Raw genomic sequence first — 18,870 nt, forward strand, 5'->3', positions numbered from 1 at the left:
ATGCCTAATAGTCAAAAGATTCGTCATTCGTTATCATCTGCGCAGTCTGGTATGTGGTTTGCGCAACAATTAGATCCGCTTAATCCAATTTATAATACTGGGGAATATGTAGAAATAAACGGAAATATTCATCAAGACATTTTTGAATTAGCTGTACGTAAAGTTGTAATGGAAGCAGAAGCACTTCATGTTCGCTTCGAAGAGGATGAAATTGGCCCATGGCAAGTTATTGAAGAATCACAGTTTCATATGCATTTTATTGACGTTCGTAAAGAAGAAAATCCTGAAGAGGCTGCTAAAGCATGGATGAAAAATGATTTATCTATGCCAGTCGATTTGAAAAAAGATACTTTATTTATTGAAGCACTTATTCAAGTTGAAAATAATCGTTTCTTTTGGTATCAGCGCATCCATCACATTGTGATGGATGGCTATGGATTTTCACTTCTTAGCCAAAAGGTAGCGAATGAGTATACATCACTTATAGAAGAAACAAACAAGAATGAAAAGACATTTGGTTCTCTTGCAAAAGTTGTGCAAGAAGATATGGAGTATCGTGAGTCTAAACAATTTCAGGAAGATCGTGCTTTTTGGTTAGAAAAATTTGCGGATGAACCAGACGTTGTAAGTTTGGCAGAACGAGCACCGAGAACATCCAATGGATTTTTACGTGAAACAGCTTATTTATGTAGTTCTAGTACGAAAGCTTTACTAGAAAATATCAATATTTCGTTAACAAGTTGGCCGGAATTCATTGTCGCTGTAACAAGTATTTATATGCATAAATTAACAGGTGAAAATGATATTGTTTTAGGTTTACCGATGATGGGGCGTCTAGGTTCTGCATCTATTCATACACCGAGTATGGTAATGAATTTAGTACCACTTCGTCTTACTGTAACCCCAAATATAACTCTCGTAGAATTATTACAGCAAGTTTCTAAAGAAATCCGAGACGTACGTCGCCATCATAAATACCGTCATGAGGAATTAAGAAGAGACTTAAAGTTATTAGGTGAAAATCAAAGGTTATTTGGACCGTTAGTGAATGTTATGCCTTTTGATTACGGGCTTAACTTTGGTGGGAATCGTGGTATTACACATAATTTATCAGCAGGACCTGTCGATGATTTATCAATAAATGTATATAAACGTTTTGATCAAAATGAGCTAATGATTCATTTTGATGCGAATCCGGAAGTATATAATGGTGTGGAGCTAGCATTGCATAAAGAAAGATTTATGCAATTATTAGAATTAATGATAAATGCTTATCAAAAAGACGAGTCGATTGGAAAAATAAATATTACTCTTCCTGAAGAAAATCATAAAGTTTTATTGGAATGGAATGAAACTAAGGAAGCTGATAATTTAATCGCCCTACCTATACTATTTGAAAAACAAGTACAAAAAACTCCAAATAAAGTAGCAGTTACTTGTAACGGTGTAGATCTTACGTATAAAGAGTTAAATGAACGAGCGAATGAACTGGCGCACTATTTGGTAAAAGAAGGAATACGAGCAAATCAGTTTGTAGCTTTAGTATTTCCAAGATCAATAGAAATGGTAACTAGTATGCTAGCAGTTTTAAAGGCTGGTGCAGCGTATTTACCAATAGATCCAGAATACCCAGCTGAGCGAATAAATTATATAGTAAATGATGCAAAACCAGTTTGTATCATAACACATTCATCTGTTTCATCTAAGTTAGTTATAGAAAATGATATGAAAAAAATTGTATTAGATGACGAAGAAACGAAACTAGAATTACATACATATTCTCGTATGAATATAGAATGTAAGAATGATGTATCACTTTTAAACCCAGCCTATACAATATATACTTCAGGCTCAACGGGTAACCCAAAAGGTGTAATTGTTCCTATGAGAGGTTTAAGTAACTTTTTAATGGCTATGCAACAAAAGTTTTCGTTACATGAACATGATCATTTATTAGCAGTGACAACATTTGCGTTTGATATTTCTGCTCTAGAAATTTATTTACCTCTTATTAGTGGTGCAAGTTTAACAATTGCGCAAAAGGAAGACATTCAAGAGCCTTCTGCATTAACGACACTTTTACAGGAAGAAAGAGTGACCATTATGCAGGCTACACCGACGCTTTGGCAGGCGTTAGTAACTGATTATCCAGAGAAGCTACAAGGGCTAAACATACTAGTTGGTGGTGAAGCTCTTCCAACGCATTTAGCAAATAAATTAAAAGAATTAGGTTGTTCATTAACTAATTTATATGGACCAACTGAAACGACTATTTGGTCTACTGTCATGAACATCGATGAAAGGGAAAGTGGTATACCTCCTATTGGAAAGCCAATTTGGAATACAGACGTGTATGTATTAGATGCAGGTTTACAACCAGTTCCACCTGGAGTTATTGGTGAATTGTATATTGCAGGGGAAGGACTTGCAAGCGGATATTTAGGAAAACCGGAGTTAACAGCTGAACGGTTTGTTGCAAATCCTTATGGAAAACCAGGGCAGCGCATGTACCGTACAGGTGATTTAGTAAAATGGCGCAGTGATGGTGTTTTAGAGTACATGAACCGCGCAGATCATCAAATTAAAATTCGTGGTTTCCGAATTGAATTAGCTGAAATTGAAATGGTATTACAACGCCATGAAAATATTAAGCAAGCAGTGGTTATAGTACGAGAAGATCGTCCAAATGATAAACGAATCATTGCGTATATTGTTGCCGAAGAGAAGGAAACGATTCATCTTTCAGAAATTCGTTCTTATGTTTCAGAAAGTTTAGCGAATTATATGGTGCCATCAGCATTTGTATTGCTAGAAGAATTACCACTAACGCCAAATGGAAAGATTGATAGAAAGAAATTACCTGCTCCTGATTTTAATGGCATGAACAATGAGAGAGTTGCTAGAAATCCGAAAGAAGAAATATTATGTCATTTATTTGCAGAAGTACTTGGTGTTTCTCGCATTAGCATTGATGATAATTTCTTTGAAATGGGTGGACATTCGCTTCTTGCATCGCGTTTAATGGCAAGAATTCGTGAAACGTTAAGTGTCGAATTAGGAATTGGAAAACTATTTGAATCGCCAACTGTTGCTGAATTAGTGAAACAATTGGATCGAGCAAAAACTGCAAGACCAGCGATTAAGAAAGTAAGTAGGCCAAATGAAGTTCCACTTTCATTTGCACAGCGTAGACTATGGTTCTTACATTGTTTAGAAGGTCCAAGTCCTACTTATAATATTCCGTTAGTCATTCGTTTGTCTGGAAAGTTGAACGAGGGAGCATTACAAGGTGCCTTTTATGATGTAGTCGAGAAACATGAAACACTTAGAACAATTTTCCCTAACGTATTAGGTAGTTCCTACCAGGAAATTTTACATATGGAAAACTTAAATCTTGAAATGATTATAACAAATACATGTAAAAATGAATTAGAAAGTGTACTTGCGGAGGCTGTAAGATATAGCTTTAACCTCGATGTTGAACCAGCAGTTCGTTTGCAACTATTTACAGTGAATGAAAACGAACATGTATTACTAATTCTATTGCATCATATTGTAGGGGATGGCTGGTCGTTACAACCGTTGACGAGAGATTTTACAGCGGCGTATAAAGCGCGATGTCAAGGGAACAAAGTACAGCTGGAGACACTTCCAGTTCAATACGCAGATTATGCACTTTGGCAACAGCAATTGTTAGGGGATGAAACTACACAAGAAAGTCTCATTTCAACACAATTAGATTTTTGGAAGAAAGAGTTAAAGGGATTACCAGATCAATTGGAGTTACCTACAGATTATCAGCGTCCAATGGAAACGAGTTACAGAGGAGAAACAATTCATTTTCATATAGATGCAGGTATGCATAGTAGGTTAGTAGAGCTCGCACGGAAAAACGGAGTTAGTTTGTTTATGGTATTGCAAGCAGGACTAAGTGCGCTATTTACAAGATTAGGTGCAGGCACTGATATACCAATTGGAAGTCCGATTGCTGGAAGAAATGATGATGTACTTTCAGATATTGTTGGTTTATTTGTAAATACATTAGTGTTACGTACAAATACTTCAGGAGATCCAAGTTTTAAAGAATTATTAAATAGAGTGAAGCAGGCAAATCTTGCAGCTTATGAAAATCAAGATGTTCCATTTGAACGACTCGTTGAAGTGTTAAACCCGGTGCGTACTCGAAATAGTCATCCGCTATTTCAAGTTATGTTAGCTTTCCAAAATACGCCAGAAGCAATCTTTGATGTCCCGGATATAGAAACGAGCCTTGAAATTCAAAGTGTTGGCTCTGCGAAGTTTGATTTAACATTTGAAATTAGTGAGAGTCACGGGGTTGATGGTACTCCGAACGGTTTACATGGTTTACTAGAGTTTAGTACCGATTTATATAAACATGAAACGGTTCAAAAACTAATAGAACGATTCATTTTGTTATTAGATGATGCGGCGACAAATCCAGATCAATCCATTGGCAGATTAGAAATATTAACTTTAGCAGAGAAAAATACAGTGTTAGAAAAGTGGAATGGTGGTTTTCAAATTGCACCAGAAATGACATTGCCACAATTATTTGAAAAGCAGGTTCATATTAATCCAAATGCTATTGCTGTCGTCTTTGAAAATAAGAAATTAACTTATGAAGAGTTAAATAGAAAAGCAAATAAAATAGCTCGATTCCTAATAGCAAAAGGAATTGGTCCTGATCAACTCGTTGCTTTAGCGATGCCAAGATCATTAAACATGGTTGTAAGCTTATTAGCTGTTCTTAAAGCTGGTGCTGGATACCTTCCGTTAGATCCAGATTACCCAGCAGACCGTATTTCTTTTATGCTACACGATGCGAAACCATCATGTGTTTTAACGAATTCAGAAGTGGAAATTGAATGTAATGAGGCACTAAAAGTTTTAGTTGATAATGTAAAAGTAATAGAAGAAATTGAGAAACATAGTGAAGACAATATTGATGAAATGGAGCGCGTGAAGCCATTAACTCCATCACATATTGCTTACGTTATTTATACATCAGGTTCAACAGGTAGACCGAAAGGCGTTATGATACCTCATCAAAATGTAGTAAGACTTTTAGGAGCAACTGATCATTGGTTCCAGTTTGATGGAAACGATGTGTGGACGATGTTCCATTCATATGCTTTTGATTTCTCGGTTTGGGAAATTTGGGGACCTTTATTATACGGAGGGCGCTTAGTTGTAGTTCCACATACTGTAAGTCGCTCGCCGAAAGAATTTTTACAGCTTCTTGTTAAAGAAAAGGTAACTGTTTTAAACCAAACTCCATCAGCGTTCTATCAATTGATGCAAGCAGATCGTGAAAATAAAGAGATTGGCCAACAATTATCTTTACGATATGTTGTTTTTGGAGGTGAAGCACTTGAGCTAAGTCGATTAGAAGATTGGTATAGTCGACATCCTCATAACGCACCGAAGCTTATTAATATGTACGGTATTACTGAGACGACAGTACATGTTAGTTATATTGAGCTAGATGAGAGTACCGTTTCTTTACGAGCAAATAGTTTAATTGGGTGCAGTATACCTGATCTTAAAGTATACGTATTAGATCATTATTTACAACCAGTGCCACCTGGAGTAGTTGGAGAAATGTATGTTGCAGGTGCAGGGCTTGCTCGTGGATATTTAGGAAGGGCAGGTTTAACTGCAGAACGTTTTATTGCAGATCCATTTGGCAAGCCAGGTACAAGAATGTATCGTACTGGAGACTTAGCACGCTGGCGTCAAGATGGGACGCTAGATTATATAGGACGTGCAGATCATCAAATAAAAATTCGTGGATTCCGAATTGAATTAGGAGAAATAGAAGCGGTCATAATGAAACACCCTACAGTTGAGCAAGTAGCAGTTATTGTACGGGAAGATCAACCAGGGGATAAACGATTAGTTTCTTATATCGTCGCATCAAATAATGAAGCGATTGATACGAATGAAATGCGTCAGTTTGCTAGTGGTAGTTTACCAGATTATATGGTTCCATACGCTTTTGTAGTAGTAAATGAGTTCCCTTTAACTCCGAACGGTAAGTTAGATAGAAAGGCATTGCCAGCTCCAGAATTTATCGTATCATCTTCTAGTCGTGGACCAAGAACACCGCAAGAAGAAATGTTATGTGACTTGTTTACAGAAGTACTAAGTGTACCTCAAATTGGAATTGATGACGGATTCTTTGATTTAGGTGGTCATTCACTCCTTGCAGTGCAGCTTATGAGCCGTATTAAAGAAGCACTTGGGATCGAATTAAATATCGGAACTTTATTTGCAGCACCTACTGTTGCAGGCCTTGCTGAAAGACTTGAAGTGGGAAATGGACAAAGTGCACTCGATGTGTTGCTTCCGTTACGAGCAAGCGGAAACCAATTGCCACTATTTTGTGTACACCCAGCAGGTGGATTAAGTTGGTGCTATGCAGGACTTATGAAATCTTTAGGAACAGATTATCCAATCTACGGCGTGCAAGCACGTGGTATCGCTAAAAATGAAGAACTTCCAAGAAGTTTAGAGGAAATGGCAGCGGATTATTTAAAACACGTTCGTGAAGTACAGCCTCACGGACCATATCGTTTACTCGGTTGGTCGCTCGGAGGAAATGTTGTGCATGCAATGGCAGCGCAACTACAAAATGAAGGGGAAGAAGTAGAATTACTCGTTATGCTAGATTCTTATCCTGGTCACTTCCTACCGAATACGGAAGCGCCTACTGAAGAGGAAGCGTTAATCGCATTACTTGCTTTAGGCGGATATGACCCAGATAACATGGATGGTAAACCACTTACGATGGAGAGTGCAGTTGAAATCCTTCGTACAGATGGAAGTGCATTAGCAAGTCTTGAAGAAGAGACTATATTGAACTTGAAAGAAACATATGTAAATTCGGTAGGATTATTAGGGAGATACGTACCGAAAGTTTATAATGGAGATATTTTATTCTTTAGATCTACTGTTATACCAGACTGGTTTGATCCTATTTCTCCAAATACATGGCTAAATTATTTAGATGGGAAAATTGTGCAGCATGATATTGACTGTAGACATAAAGATCTATGTCAGCCAGGTCCACTTACGGAAATTGGACAAGTATTAGCGAAATATTTGCAGAATAAGAAAGGGGTAAGGAGAGTATGACGAATCCATTTGAAAATGATAATTACACATATAAAGTATTAATAAATGAGGAGGGCCAGTATTCTCTCTGGCCTGTCTTTCTTGATGTACCTATTGGGTGGAATGTCGTACATGAAGAAGCTAGCAGGCACGATTGCTTACAATATGTTGAAAATACCTGGACAGATTTGAATCCAAAAAGTAATCAAGCTGGTGAAAAAATAGTAGTAGGAAAACGATAATGAAAGCAAAAATAAATCCAAAAGTAGTTGTAAGCATCGTATATATAACAGCGATGTTTATGGCTGCCATGGACGCAACGATTGTAAATGTAGCACTGCAAACGATAAGTAAGGAACTGCAAGTGCCACCATCTGCTATGGGGACAGTTAATGTTGGATATTTAGTTAGCTTAGCTGTTTTCCTTCCGATTTCTGGTTGGTTAGGAGATCGATTCGGTACGAAAAGAGTATTTCTAGCTGCTCTTTTCGTATTTACAACCGCATCTGCGTTATGTGGGATAGCGAACGATATTACATCCTTGAATATTTTTCGTATTATTCAAGGTGCTGGTGGGGGGCTTTTAACACCAGTTGGGATGGCGATGTTATTCCGAACATTTTCACCAGAGGAAAGGCCGAAAATTTCTCGGTTTATTGTGTTGCCAATTGCTGTCGCACCGGCAGTAGGACCAATTATTGGTGGCTTTTTTGTAGATCAAATGTCTTGGCGCTGGGCATTTTATATTAATCTACCATTTGGAATTGTTGCATTGCTATTTGGACTTCTATTTTTAGCAGAGCATGTTGAAAAATCAGCTGGTCGCTTTGATTCTCTCGGCTTTATTTTATCAGCACCAGGATTTGCGATGCTCATATATGCACTCAGCCAGGGACCGTCAAAAGGGTGGATTTCTCCAGAAATTATGAGTACTGGGATAGCTGGGGTTGTATTCATTACATTGTTTATAATCGTAGAACTGAAAGTAAAGCAACCGATGTTAGATTTACGCTTATTAAAAGAACCAGTCTTTAGAAAGATGAGCCTTATTTCATTATTTTCATCAGCTGGTTTACTAGGAATGTTATTTGTTTTTCCGCTTATGTATCAAAATGTAATAGGAGCATCCGCACTGGAATCAGGTCTTACTACATTCCCAGAGGCCATTGGATTAATGATATCGTCACAGATTGTGCCATGGTCATATAAGAAATTAGGAGCTCGTAAGGTAATTTCTATAGGGTTAATTTGTACGGCGATTATCTTTATTTTATTAAGTTTTGTAAATCACGATACGAACCCTTGGCAAATACGGGTATTATTGTTTGGCATAGGTATTTTCTTAGGCCAATCAGTTGGAGCAGTTCAATTTTCTGCATTTAACAATATAACGCCGCCTTCTATGGGGAGAGCAACTACTATATTTAATGTGCAAAATCGATTAGGTTCAGCGATAGGAGTTGCTGTTTTAGCTAGTATACTAGCCGGTTTTGGAAATAGCAGTGTGCAACATAATACTCATTCAGATTTATTGCCATATCAAGCAGCATTAATTGAATCAGCAATATTTTTACTCGTAGCATTACTATTTTCTTTACGTATTTCTGATAAAGAGGTAATGTCAAAAAAGAAGAAAAAACCGTTACCTGTATTACAAAAAGAGAAAGAAGTTGTAAATGAATAAGTTTGAAAATGGTCTTTTGAAATAAAATGATATTGGTATTTAGAAGGAGAGAGTTTACATGATAGAAAGTAAAGTTGTAGATTCTATACCGATTTTGAATGAGAATGATTGTCAAATATGGTGGGGAAGAATTTCGGATTTACAATCATGGCATTACAATTTACTAAATGATGTTGAACGAGAGAAAGCAAATTCATATCATCATTCGGCAGATCGTGCTCGTTTTATAATCGGTTGTGTAATTAGTAGATTAGTTCTAGGTAAAATACTTTCTATGTCACCAGTTCAAGTGCCAATTGATAGGCTGTGCCCAGTATGTAAGTTACAACATGGTAGACCACAATTACCAGAGGGGATGCCGCAGTTATCGGTTTCACATTCGGGTGAGTGGGTTGTAGTTGCATTTACAAAGTCTGCACCTGTAGGCGTTGATGTTGAACAAATGAATCCAGATGTTGATGTTATGAAAATGGTAGAAGGCGTATTAACCGACATTGAAATAGCGCAAGTTATGAAGTTGCCAAATGAACAAAAAATAGAAGGTTTTTTAACATATTGGACTAGAAAGGAAGCTGTGCTCAAAGCGACAGGTGAAGGTCTAATGATTCCACCAGTGGATATTACTATATCAGCTCCAAATGATCCTCCAAACTTGTTAGTTTTTCAGGATAGACAAGAGTTAGTAGAAAATACAGTGATGAGAGATTTAAGGCCAAGTATAGATTATATAGCTTCAATTGCAATATGTAGTAAAGAAGTCACCGAAATCATACAGCTGGATGCAGTAGCGCTTTTAAATGATAAATAAGTTTAATTAAATATTTTATAGAAGAGGTGTTCCTCATGCTAGTAGCGGAAAATAGAACAAATGAATCCACTTATAATGTACAAGCAATTAAAAATATTTTATTTTCTGGAGATACATCATCTATTCATGCTTTAGAAAAGTTATTGAATGATACAGTTCAGTTTGATGTTCTAGAACAAGAGGTGCTGGATAGACAGTATATCCCGAAAGAAGCAAAGAGTTTCTTTGATAAAAACGGAACATTTCTTTACCGTGTATCCAATATTAGTTATAAAGGGAAAGTATTATCTGAAAATCTCATTTTTGCGGATACCTCGTTTTTACCAAATACAATAAAGAGGGAGCTAGAGAGTGGAAACATTCCAGTTGAAAAACTTATAGAAAAGATGGAAGTAAGAAGGAACGTATTATATGAAGGATATCAGCCTTCTGGGAATATTATTGAATTATTTGATGGATGCTCTGTTTCGGCGCATGTGTATCCAACAAGAAAATATCAAATTGTAAGTAACTGCAGATGCATATTTTATATTTGCGAGGTGTATCATGCAGAAAATATAAAGCAATTACTAAATTAAAACAAGAAACCAGCCTATAAAATGGCTGGTTTCTTGTTTATTTCACAGCTTCTTTTAACTCTTTACCTGCTTTAAATGCAGGAACTTTACCAGCAGCGATTTGAATTTCTTCGCCGGTTTGTGGATTACGTCCTGTACGAGCAGATCTTTCACGCACTTCAAAAGTTCCAAAGCCGATTAATTGAACTTTATCGCCAGACTGTAATGCAGTAGCAATTGTGTCAAATACAGATTGTACAGCTGCAGAAGCATCCTTTTGAGAAATATCAGCTGATTGTGCGACATTTTTAATTAATTCTGTTTTGTTCATGTTTTCACCTCATAAAAAAATTTTTTGGAATGAATGATTTAGTATAATAGATAGTAAAGATAAAGCTATTTATATTGTTAGAAAGAATGCTATATAGTTATGTTAATTTCGTTGCAAGAAACTGAATCCCTGCTAATATTTAGGGATTAATTAAGAATTGATGCATAGAAAACGCTGTAATATGAGGATGAGGGGGAGTATACAGATGATTTTTCGTGAAAAGGATGAGAAAGAAAGTATATTAATTCGTCAACATGATCATGGTTTTTTAGCTGGAGAGATTGCGAAGCATATAAAAGAAGATTTTTTTGAAGATGAAACATATTTAAAAGAGACAATTGATGCAATATATGAGCATGATAGAGGATGGATAGAACTTGATAAAGTACCAATTTTAAATGATGCTAAAAATATTCCATATACTTTTATGGATTGTCCAAGTTCATTACGCTTTGTCTTTTATACGATTGGTTTGAATGAAATTGAAGATGCCAATCCATACGGAGCATTACTTTGTAGTAAGCATTTTTTATCATTTCCATTAAATGAGGAAGATGAAGAAATGATGTCATTTTATACAGGGGAATTGGAACGACAAAAAAGAATATTGACGACGCTAACAAAAGAGCAATTTGTGATGTTCGATAAGCATTATAGATTATTAAAGTTTTGCGATGAACTTTCTTTATATGTCTGTATGAATAAACCGGGTGTAGAAAAGGAAGAGGAAATTGATTTGTTTAAAGATGGTTTTGAAGGAACAGAAATGTTTAATAGTAAGGAGGAGAAACCTATACAAGCTGAATGGGTGGACAAGGAAACAATTCGGATTACACCGTTTCCATTTCAAACGGAATTTCATACGTATGTAAAATATAAAACTATAAATAAACAAGAAATTGAAGAAAAAGGAATTGCAAAAGCTGATAGAGAATCAGAAATAAAGAAACAAACTATTCGTTTCATACAATAAGGAGGCGATTTCGATTGAAAGAGTACATGTTAAAACAAGTGGATTACCATGCTTGGGCTAATCTACGATTATTCAATCGACTAAAAGAATTACCAAACTATGAGACGATTTTTACTGAACAGATGCAGAGTGTATTTCCATCAATCAAGGATACGTTTGCCCATATTTATATTACAGATCAAGTGTGGTTACACATATTGCATGGTAAAAGTATGAATGAAGCAATACAAGGCCGAGAAGATTTACGAAAACAAATGGAAAACAAATCGTTACATGAATTAGAAAAAATGTTTGAAAACATGGCAGATCAATATAAAGACTTTTTAAGTACAATACAAGATGTGAATGCTGTATTTGTTATCGAGAATCCATATGTAGGAAAATTAGAAACTTCAATTTTAGAGTTAGTACAACATGTCGTAAATCATGGTACATATCATAGAGGAAATATAACAGCGATGATTCGTCAACTTGGTCATTCGTCGACAATGATGGATTTTGTTCTGTATTTACATATGGTTAAAAAGCAGGGAGAGTAATATAGTTTATAAGAAGGAGAGGCTTTAGTTGTAGAAGTCTCTCCTTCTATTTTATTCCGCATGAATGGTAGATCAACTGATTAAAGTTTTACTTTATTTCTTAAGAAGCTTTATTTTCTTGTAATTGCTTCGCATATTGTACAGCTTTATATGCATTGACTCTACCGTTTTTCCAGTACGTACCTGTACCAGTAATTTTATCAGAAGTTGACTCAATAATTTGGCGAATTTGTGTATTGCTATATCCTTGATTTGCTAAAAGAGCAGCAACTCCTGCGACATGAGGTGTTGCCATAGATGTACCACTTAATGATTGATACGTGCTTCCTTTATAAGTAGAATATATATTTGAACCTGGTGCTGCAACATCAACCCAGCTACCATAAGTAGAAAATGAAGATTTCTTATCTAATTGGTCTGTAGAAGCAACTGCAATTACTTCGCTGTAATAAGCAGGGTAATTAGCTTTTGTATTTCCAGCATTTCCAGCAGCTGCAACTATAACAGAGCCTTTATTCCATGCATATTGAACGGCCTGTTGTAATGCAGTACCACCATTTGGAGCTCCTAAACTTAAACTAATTACTTTTGCACCCGAATCAGCAGCTTCTCGAATACCTTGCGCTACAGCATCGAGAGTACCTCTAATACGCGAACAGCATAAATGGAAGTTTGTGGGGCAACACCAGCAATTCCGACGCTGTTATTCGTAAGTGCTCCAGTAATTCCAGCGCAATGTGTACCATGACCATTCCCATCATCAGATGTATTGTCGTTATCAACATAATCATGCCCGTAAATTACTTTCGAAGCCAAATCAGGGTGTGAGCCTTGAACTCCTGTATCAATAATGGCTACTTTTACACCAGGATCACTTCGTTGGCTATCCCAAGCTTGTGGAGCTTGAATTTTTTGTAATCCATATTGATTTTTAAAATATGGGTCGTTTGGAGTCCAAAAGGCGTGAACGTAATAATTCGGTTCTGCATATTCCACATCTGGATTATTTTTATAACTCTTTATTTTTTCTTTTACAGTACCTTTTGAAAATTGAACGACTTCAAAACCTAACTTATCATCTTTAGATAAGACATTAGCTCCGACAGATTTATGAAAAGATTGCACATTACTTAAAGATGCATTTTGCTTGAACTTAACGATTAATTGGTTAGGAACGTAATCAGTAGATGATGTTTCAGCGCTTGAAGTATTCGTGTTAAAGAAGAAACCACCAATAATAAAAGACAAAACAGATAGGAAAACAATGATTTTGTTTTTCAAAAGATTTTTCCTCCCTTTTCTTGGATGAGTTTTTCAGCGACACTTTAATGTCGCATTCCTTTTCAACTATATAGTTAGACCATACGATTTATGACATTTATGTGAAAAACTTTTGGAGGAATAAAAAGGAGTAAACATTGATATAAATATATTTTTAATGATAGTAATAAAGTAAAAGAGGGGATGAAAAAAGGAATGCTCATCATGTATGAGTCATTCCTTTTTTCATAGATTAACTTGCCTGTTTTTTATTATTTTCTTTCAATTTCTCTGCTTGTAAAAAGCGATTCGTTTCAGCAACAACAATACCACTTAACCCAATAAGACCAATTAAGTTTGGAATCGCCATAAGTCCATTTGCAATATCCGCAAATGTCCATACGATGCCTAATTTTAAATTCGCACCAATAGCAATCATGACAATAAAGATTGCTTTATAATATTTAACAGCACTTTCTCCAAATAAATAAGCCACGCATTTCTCACCGTAATACGACCAGCCTAAAATAGTAGAGTAGGCGAATAAAATAATTGCGATACCAAGAATCATACTACCAGCAGTACCGAATACAGATTGAAACGCAAGTGTTGTAGCTTCAACCCCAGTTTTACCAGACTTCCATGCACCTGTAGTAATTAATACTAGCCCTGTAATTGTACATACAATAAACGTATCTAGAAAAGTACCAGTCATTGAAACTAAAGCTTGCTTTGCAGGGGAATCAGTTTTTGCAGCCGCCGCGGCAATAGGGGCACTCCCTAAACCAGCTTCGTTCGCAAATACGCCGCGCGCCATTCCAATTTGAATAGCTGATGCAACTGTTGCACCGATAAAACCACCAGCAGCTGCAGTACCATTAAACGCACCAGAAAAAATAAGTGAAAATGCTTCAGGAATTTGATCGTAGTGATAGAAAATAATGATAAGACCAGCAATGATATAAAAGAAAGCTTTAATAGGAACAACATATCCTGTTACTTTCCCAATTTTTTTTACACCGCCTAAAATAACGATAGCGATTAAAAATGACATTACTATACCAGTTAAAGCAGGAGGGAAAGAGAAATTAATTCGCATTGCCTCTGCAACTGAATTAGATTGCACCATATTCCCGATACCGAAAGAAGCAGTTGTACCGAATATAGCAAATAAAACTGCAAGCCACTTCTTACCTAAACCACGTTCTAAATAGTACATTGGTCCACCTGAATATTCACCATTTTCATTACTAACACGGTATTTCACCGCAAGAATTGCTTCGGCATATTTTGTTGCCATACCAAACAAAGCAGTAATCCACATCCAAAAGATGGCACCAGGTCCACCAATCGTCACAGCAGTTGCAACACCAGCTATATTTCCCATACCAATCGTTGCCGCCATAGCTGTCATAAGTGCTTGGAAGTGGCTAATATCTCCAGAGGAAGATGTATCTTCTGATTTTTTAAAAGCTAGTTTGTGAGCGTATAATAGTTTACTAAACTGTAAACCTTTTAAACGCACTGTGAGAATAATACCAGTACCAACGAGTAACAACAACGTTGGTAATCCCCACACATAGTGATTGATTTGTTCTAATACTTTACTTACTGTCTCCATCTTTATTCTCCTTTTTTAGAAAAAATAAAAACCACTTCAAGTAAATGAAATGGCCTCTGGAGAAACAAGGGATAGAAAAATAAACCGATACAAATCGGCATTTTCTTTCGCTTGTCTCTGTCCTTTTACCTGAGAGATTATCCGCTATAGTAGCGGATTTGCTCCTTCGGTGCTCGTTTTCCTCCGCGCTATTTAAAGCGGGAGGGAGTCTCTCCAGAGATTCGTCCCCATGCAGTTCTACTTGTAAACAAGACCTGAGAGTTTCAAAGTCGGTTAACAACTTTTTGCCCCGTCGGTAGATCAATAGACCTTCTCCTGAATGGTTCATCCGAATTATAAAATTAATAACCTATACGAATTGAATGTGTATAGAATCAATAAAAACATTATAGATATACAATTAATGAAATGCAATCATTTTTTATTTTAAAATAGTAAAGAATTCTATTTTTTCGAAAGTCCTAATTTCTCTTCAACTTCAGTTAAAGTAGATAAAGCGATGACAATATGTTGATCTGCAAGCCCTAAAGCATGTTTCGTATTTTCAATTGTTGCACTGTTTGGAGTAGAGTTAGTGGCTCCGTCTATAATTAAATCTGCCGCGTTTTTCATAAATTTAGAAGCAGCCTTAAATTCAGTTGTGAAATAAAGAAGTTGTTCTTGTATTTGTACTTCTGATATATCTTCTTTAATTTTCAAAATGTCTATTTCATTCATAATGTTTTCATATTGTTTTGAAACAGCATTCATTGTAACTAATAGTTTATCTCTGTCTACTGAATCACCGTTCGTGTTAATCTCTTCCCAAGCAGGCAACCAATCTTTTTCGATGATATCATTATAATTAGTAGTCAATTCATCGATTTTAGGTTGTAATTTAGTTTTGAAAATTTTTGTATCCACTGTTTCTACAGTTGCTTTTTCATTGTTATTTTTCACATTAGTAACATAGAAAATCATACCGAAAATGATGAAAATAGAAATAATAACTGACAATTTAGTAAAAAGTAATTTCTGCAATATGTAACGCCTCCAAAATTTAAAAACTTATAATTATAATATATAACAATGATGTTGTTTAAAGTAGAGAAAATTAAGTTGGAAAGTATATAAATTATTTATTTTATATACGTAAATAATTAAAGTTGGTAAAATAATGAAAGTTATATACGAGAAAAGAGGGTTTTTAGTGAAAATGAATAGAAGAAAACTAGTTTCAAGTATTTCAATGGCTATGTTATTAGTTGGTTTAATTACATTCATATTTATGAATAAAGAATCTAAAATTAAAGGTTTTCCAGTACCAATGTCAGCAATTCATATTAACGATGATAATGAAGAGGACTATCAATATATAAGTGTAGTGCCTATTACAAAGGCAAATGGATGGGAGAACTTAGGAGAAAACGGGCATACTGTTAGTTTTAAAAAAGGTGAGCGGAAAGTAACAGTATTACATTATCCGGGAGAACTTACGTATTATTTATTTGAAAAGTAAATGGAATGCCCCATAAACAATGAGGTTTCCCTAAGTTGTTTATGGTTATTTGTATTTTTAAAAAGAGGTTCAATCTATAAATAAGAAGGTGTTTTGTTTTATAAAAGAGAATAAAAATCGTATAGGAAAATAAAAGGAGATATATTCAATGGAGAAAGAAGCAATACGTGCGGTTGAGGAATATCGTAAAGATTTAAATGCTGGTAACATTGAGAAAATAAATAGTTGGGTATCAGATGATTTTATAGGTTACTTTGGGTATTACAGTGATAGAGACTATGAAGTATACCGAGGCGCTACATATAAAGAAGATAATATTGAAACATTAAAAAGTTATGAAGGACAAAAACCTTATTGGAAATATAAAGATCTAACACATATTTTAAGAACAGAGAATGAACTGATTTTATCTGCAATTGTAGATTTTTATTTGCAAGATAAAAAAGTAGCATCAGTTTTAGCGATGGAAGTTTTTAAGAAAGAAATGGCTGGGTGGAAGTTATGTAGACAGCATATGGAAAGATATGCGTTATAATTTGAAAAATAAATGATGATAAAAGTGAAAGGATGTAAACGCCCTTATAAGAGTGTTTACATCCTATTTTTTTGTTTTTAATTCTGAATTATTAGAATTATAATATACGTATGGAATAAAATAATTTTTTGTATGGAAGTGAGTTGATTATTTGCCAACTATAAAGAAAATAGGGCGCTTTTGTTTTACTGATGATGAAGGATATATTATAAATGATGCACATATTGAAAAAGTTCAACCTATATTTATGGAGGTAATACAAGAAATAAAAAATACTTGTTGTGAATTGCTACAGGATGATTTACACAGTGTTTATATAAGAGGCTCAATTCCAAGAGGGATTGGAATTGAAGGAATTGCAGATATAGATGTGATTATAGTAGTACGAAAGGATCCTAAATTAATAGACTTAAGCTGGCGAAAGAAACTAGAAGTTCAAAGTTTGCAAAAGTTTAGTTGTATAACAGGAGTGGAATTGAGTTTTCACAGTGAAAAAGAAGTGATAAATTCCAAGAGTTTTTCTTTTATAAGCTTTATGATACAGACACATGGAGTATGTATATTTGGTCAAGATGTAACATTGTCTTTACCTAAATATAAAGTAAGTGAGGAGTTAGCCTATGAACACCTTATTCAATTGCGGAAACAAATTGGACAAGCACGCGAAGAATTAATTCATAATAAAGGCGTGGATGATATTGTGGATTGTTGCCGTTGGATTATGAAAATAATAATCAGGTCAGGTCTAGCATTGACAATTGAGAGAGAAGGACTTTACTCCAGAGACTTATATCCTGCCTATGAATTATTTAGTAAGCATTTTCCCGAACAAGAAAAAAATATGAGAAAGGCATTACAATATGTAATTGAACCGATAAATGATATAAATGAAATTTTATTATTTTTAAGTACGTTTGGTGAATGGCTGATAGAAAGAGCGGATGCTTTTTTGAATACTATAGATAACTAGAAGGATATAATTATGTTATGTAAACAAATAGGTGATCTAAGTGTTCGTGATTTTGCAGACTATTATGGGATTCCGAAAGACGTGGCAACAGGAAGTTCAAATGGATGTTTAACAGCGTATCTTTTAAAGTATCGTTGTTTGGAACAGAAAAGATAAATATGCGTGTTGAACAAGGATACGAGATGAAATGGTCCTCTTTAATACATATAAGAGCTGAAGAAATAGAGAGTAAAAATAATGTTCGTTTAGGGGAAAAGTAGAAAGTATTGCAGATGAGAAATGGAATGTAAGATAAGGGGGAATTAGATATGCTACTAAAAACAATCTATTGTAAGGTAGAAGAAGAGAAAAAGGAATTGTTTTCAAAAGCACAAGAAAAATGGCGTGATATACAGCATCTAGATGGTTTTTATGGACAATTTGGTGGATGGAATGAAAATGAGGCATGTGTATTTACTTTATGGGAAGATAGAAATGCATATCAATCATTTATGAATGGTGCTCACGATACAATTTATTTAAATAGTAATCAAGTGGATACGTTTCTTTCATGTGAAATCGAATTATTTCAAACATTGTATGATATAGCAGAAGTGCCTTTGAAAGACGTTGTTACAGAAGGATCCTTCGTAAGGGCGGCTGTATGTGATGTAAAGGAAGAAAAAGAAAAGCAATTTTTACATAAACAAGAAACAATTTGGAATAAAGGAATGAAAAATATAAAAGGGATGCTAGGTGGGGTAGTTGGGAAGTCTTTAAAAAATGAAAATCGTTACATCGTGTTAACTTATTGGAAAGATGGAATGGCGCATCAAAATTATGTAGAAGAGATTTTCCCTGAGTTGTATAAACTAGCTAATATTCATGAAGATATAGAAGATATAAGAGGTAAAGAAGCTGTATGTAAGGAAGAATGGTTTGTATATTAAGCACGGAAAAAGTGCATAAATGAATGTA

General features: G+C 35.0%; 15 protein-coding genes, 1 pseudogene and 1 riboswitch. Of the genes and pseudogenes, 12 read left to right on the forward strand and 4 right to left on the reverse strand.

Annotation, left to right across the window (positions count from 1 at the left end; all coding sequences use genetic code 11):
* The 5 genes from PSR14_RS12380 to PSR14_RS12400 are packed head-to-tail and all read left to right on the forward strand — an operon-like array spanning position 1 to position 10,207.
* On the forward strand, positions 1-7,158 hold the full coding sequence (locus tag PSR14_RS12380; RefSeq protein ID WP_001133894.1) for a non-ribosomal peptide synthetase: 7,158 nt from the start codon (positions 1-3) through the stop codon (positions 7,156-7,158).
* On the forward strand, positions 7,155-7,379 hold the full coding sequence (locus tag PSR14_RS12385; protein ID WP_000184064.1) for an MbtH family protein: 225 nt from the start codon (positions 7,155-7,157) through the stop codon (positions 7,377-7,379). Before PSR14_RS12380 ends, PSR14_RS12385 begins: the two co-directional genes overlap by 4 nt.
* Positions 7,379-8,821, forward strand: a complete 1,443-nt coding sequence (locus tag PSR14_RS12390) for an MDR family MFS transporter (protein ID WP_098487542.1) — start codon at positions 7,379-7,381, stop codon at positions 8,819-8,821. The genes PSR14_RS12385 and PSR14_RS12390 overlap by 1 nt, the downstream gene beginning before the upstream one ends.
* Positions 8,822-8,879: 58 nt before the next feature.
* Positions 8,880-9,629 carry a 4'-phosphopantetheinyl transferase Sfp gene (gene sfp / locus PSR14_RS12395; protein ID WP_000572990.1) on the forward strand — a complete coding sequence of 250 codons (750 nt, stop codon included), beginning with the start codon at positions 8,880-8,882 and terminating at the stop codon, positions 9,627-9,629.
* Between the two features lie 35 nt (positions 9,630-9,664).
* Positions 9,665-10,207: a hypothetical protein gene (locus PSR14_RS12400; RefSeq protein ID WP_000959145.1), complete on the forward strand. Its 543-nt coding sequence runs from the start codon at positions 9,665-9,667 to the stop codon at positions 10,205-10,207.
* 37 nt (positions 10,208-10,244) lie between these two features.
* Here PSR14_RS12400 and PSR14_RS12405 read toward each other — a convergent pair whose 3' ends face one another.
* Complete coding sequence (locus PSR14_RS12405; RefSeq protein WP_001043907.1) at positions 10,245-10,517, reverse strand: HU family DNA-binding protein; 273 nt, start codon at positions 10,515-10,517, stop codon at positions 10,245-10,247.
* 205 nt (positions 10,518-10,722) lie between these two features.
* Between PSR14_RS12405 and PSR14_RS12410 the strand changes: the two genes are divergently transcribed.
* Both PSR14_RS12410 and PSR14_RS12415 read left to right on the forward strand, forming a co-directional pair.
* The gene (locus PSR14_RS12410; RefSeq protein WP_000577265.1) at positions 10,723-11,490 is read left to right on the forward strand and encodes a DUF3891 family protein; all 768 of its coding nucleotides are present in this window, start codon (positions 10,723-10,725) and stop codon (positions 11,488-11,490) included.
* Positions 11,491-11,504: 14 nt separating this feature from the next.
* Positions 11,505-12,029, forward strand: a complete 525-nt coding sequence (locus tag PSR14_RS12415; RefSeq protein WP_000666447.1) for a DinB family protein — start codon at positions 11,505-11,507, stop codon at positions 12,027-12,029.
* A gap of 100 nt (positions 12,030-12,129) precedes the next feature.
* Here the strand turns inward: PSR14_RS12415 and PSR14_RS12420 are convergent.
* The 3 genes and pseudogenes from PSR14_RS12420 to PSR14_RS12430 form a co-directional block, all read right to left on the reverse strand.
* Positions 12,130-13,310: pseudogene (locus PSR14_RS12420) on the reverse strand (S8 family peptidase).
* A 232-nt stretch (positions 13,311-13,542) separates the two neighbouring features.
* Positions 13,543-14,910 (reverse strand): sodium:alanine symporter family protein, encoded by a 1,368-nt coding sequence (locus PSR14_RS12425; RefSeq protein ID WP_000451019.1) that lies wholly within the window; start codon positions 14,908-14,910, stop codon positions 13,543-13,545.
* Positions 14,911-15,017: 107 nt separating this feature from the next.
* Positions 15,018-15,137: riboswitch (glycine riboswitch) on the reverse strand.
* Between the two features lie 217 nt (positions 15,138-15,354).
* The gene (locus PSR14_RS12430; RefSeq protein WP_095842958.1) at positions 15,355-15,930 is read right to left on the reverse strand and encodes a hypothetical protein; all 576 of its coding nucleotides are present in this window, start codon (positions 15,928-15,930) and stop codon (positions 15,355-15,357) included.
* 133 nt (positions 15,931-16,063) lie between these two features.
* Between PSR14_RS12430 and PSR14_RS12435 the strand changes: the two genes are divergently transcribed.
* The 5 genes from PSR14_RS12435 (at position 16,064) to PSR14_RS12455 (ending at position 18,842) form a co-directional block, all read left to right on the forward strand.
* Positions 16,064-16,408 (forward strand): hypothetical protein, encoded by a 345-nt coding sequence (locus PSR14_RS12435; RefSeq protein ID WP_113733087.1) that lies wholly within the window; start codon positions 16,064-16,066, stop codon positions 16,406-16,408.
* Between the two features lie 148 nt (positions 16,409-16,556).
* Positions 16,557-16,943, forward strand: a complete 387-nt coding sequence (locus tag PSR14_RS12440; RefSeq protein WP_000409890.1) for a DUF4440 domain-containing protein — start codon at positions 16,557-16,559, stop codon at positions 16,941-16,943.
* Positions 16,944-17,094: 151 nt separating this feature from the next.
* A complete protein-coding gene (locus tag PSR14_RS12445; RefSeq protein ID WP_001142116.1) occupies positions 17,095-17,913 on the forward strand; it encodes a hypothetical protein in 819 nt (272 codons plus the stop codon).
* A gap of 12 nt (positions 17,914-17,925) precedes the next feature.
* A complete protein-coding gene (locus PSR14_RS12450; protein ID WP_002080500.1) occupies positions 17,926-18,069 on the forward strand; it encodes a PhzF family phenazine biosynthesis protein in 144 nt (47 codons plus the stop codon).
* Between the two features lie 152 nt (positions 18,070-18,221).
* Complete coding sequence (locus PSR14_RS12455; protein ID WP_000925148.1) at positions 18,222-18,842, forward strand: YdbC family protein; 621 nt, start codon at positions 18,222-18,224, stop codon at positions 18,840-18,842.
* The last annotated feature ends 28 nt before the right edge of the window (positions 18,843-18,870 follow it).

The organism is Bacillus sp. A01H (assembly GCF_045277205.1).
GTDB classification, from domain to species: domain Bacteria; phylum Bacillota; class Bacilli; order Bacillales; family Bacillaceae_G; genus Bacillus_A; species Bacillus_A paranthracis.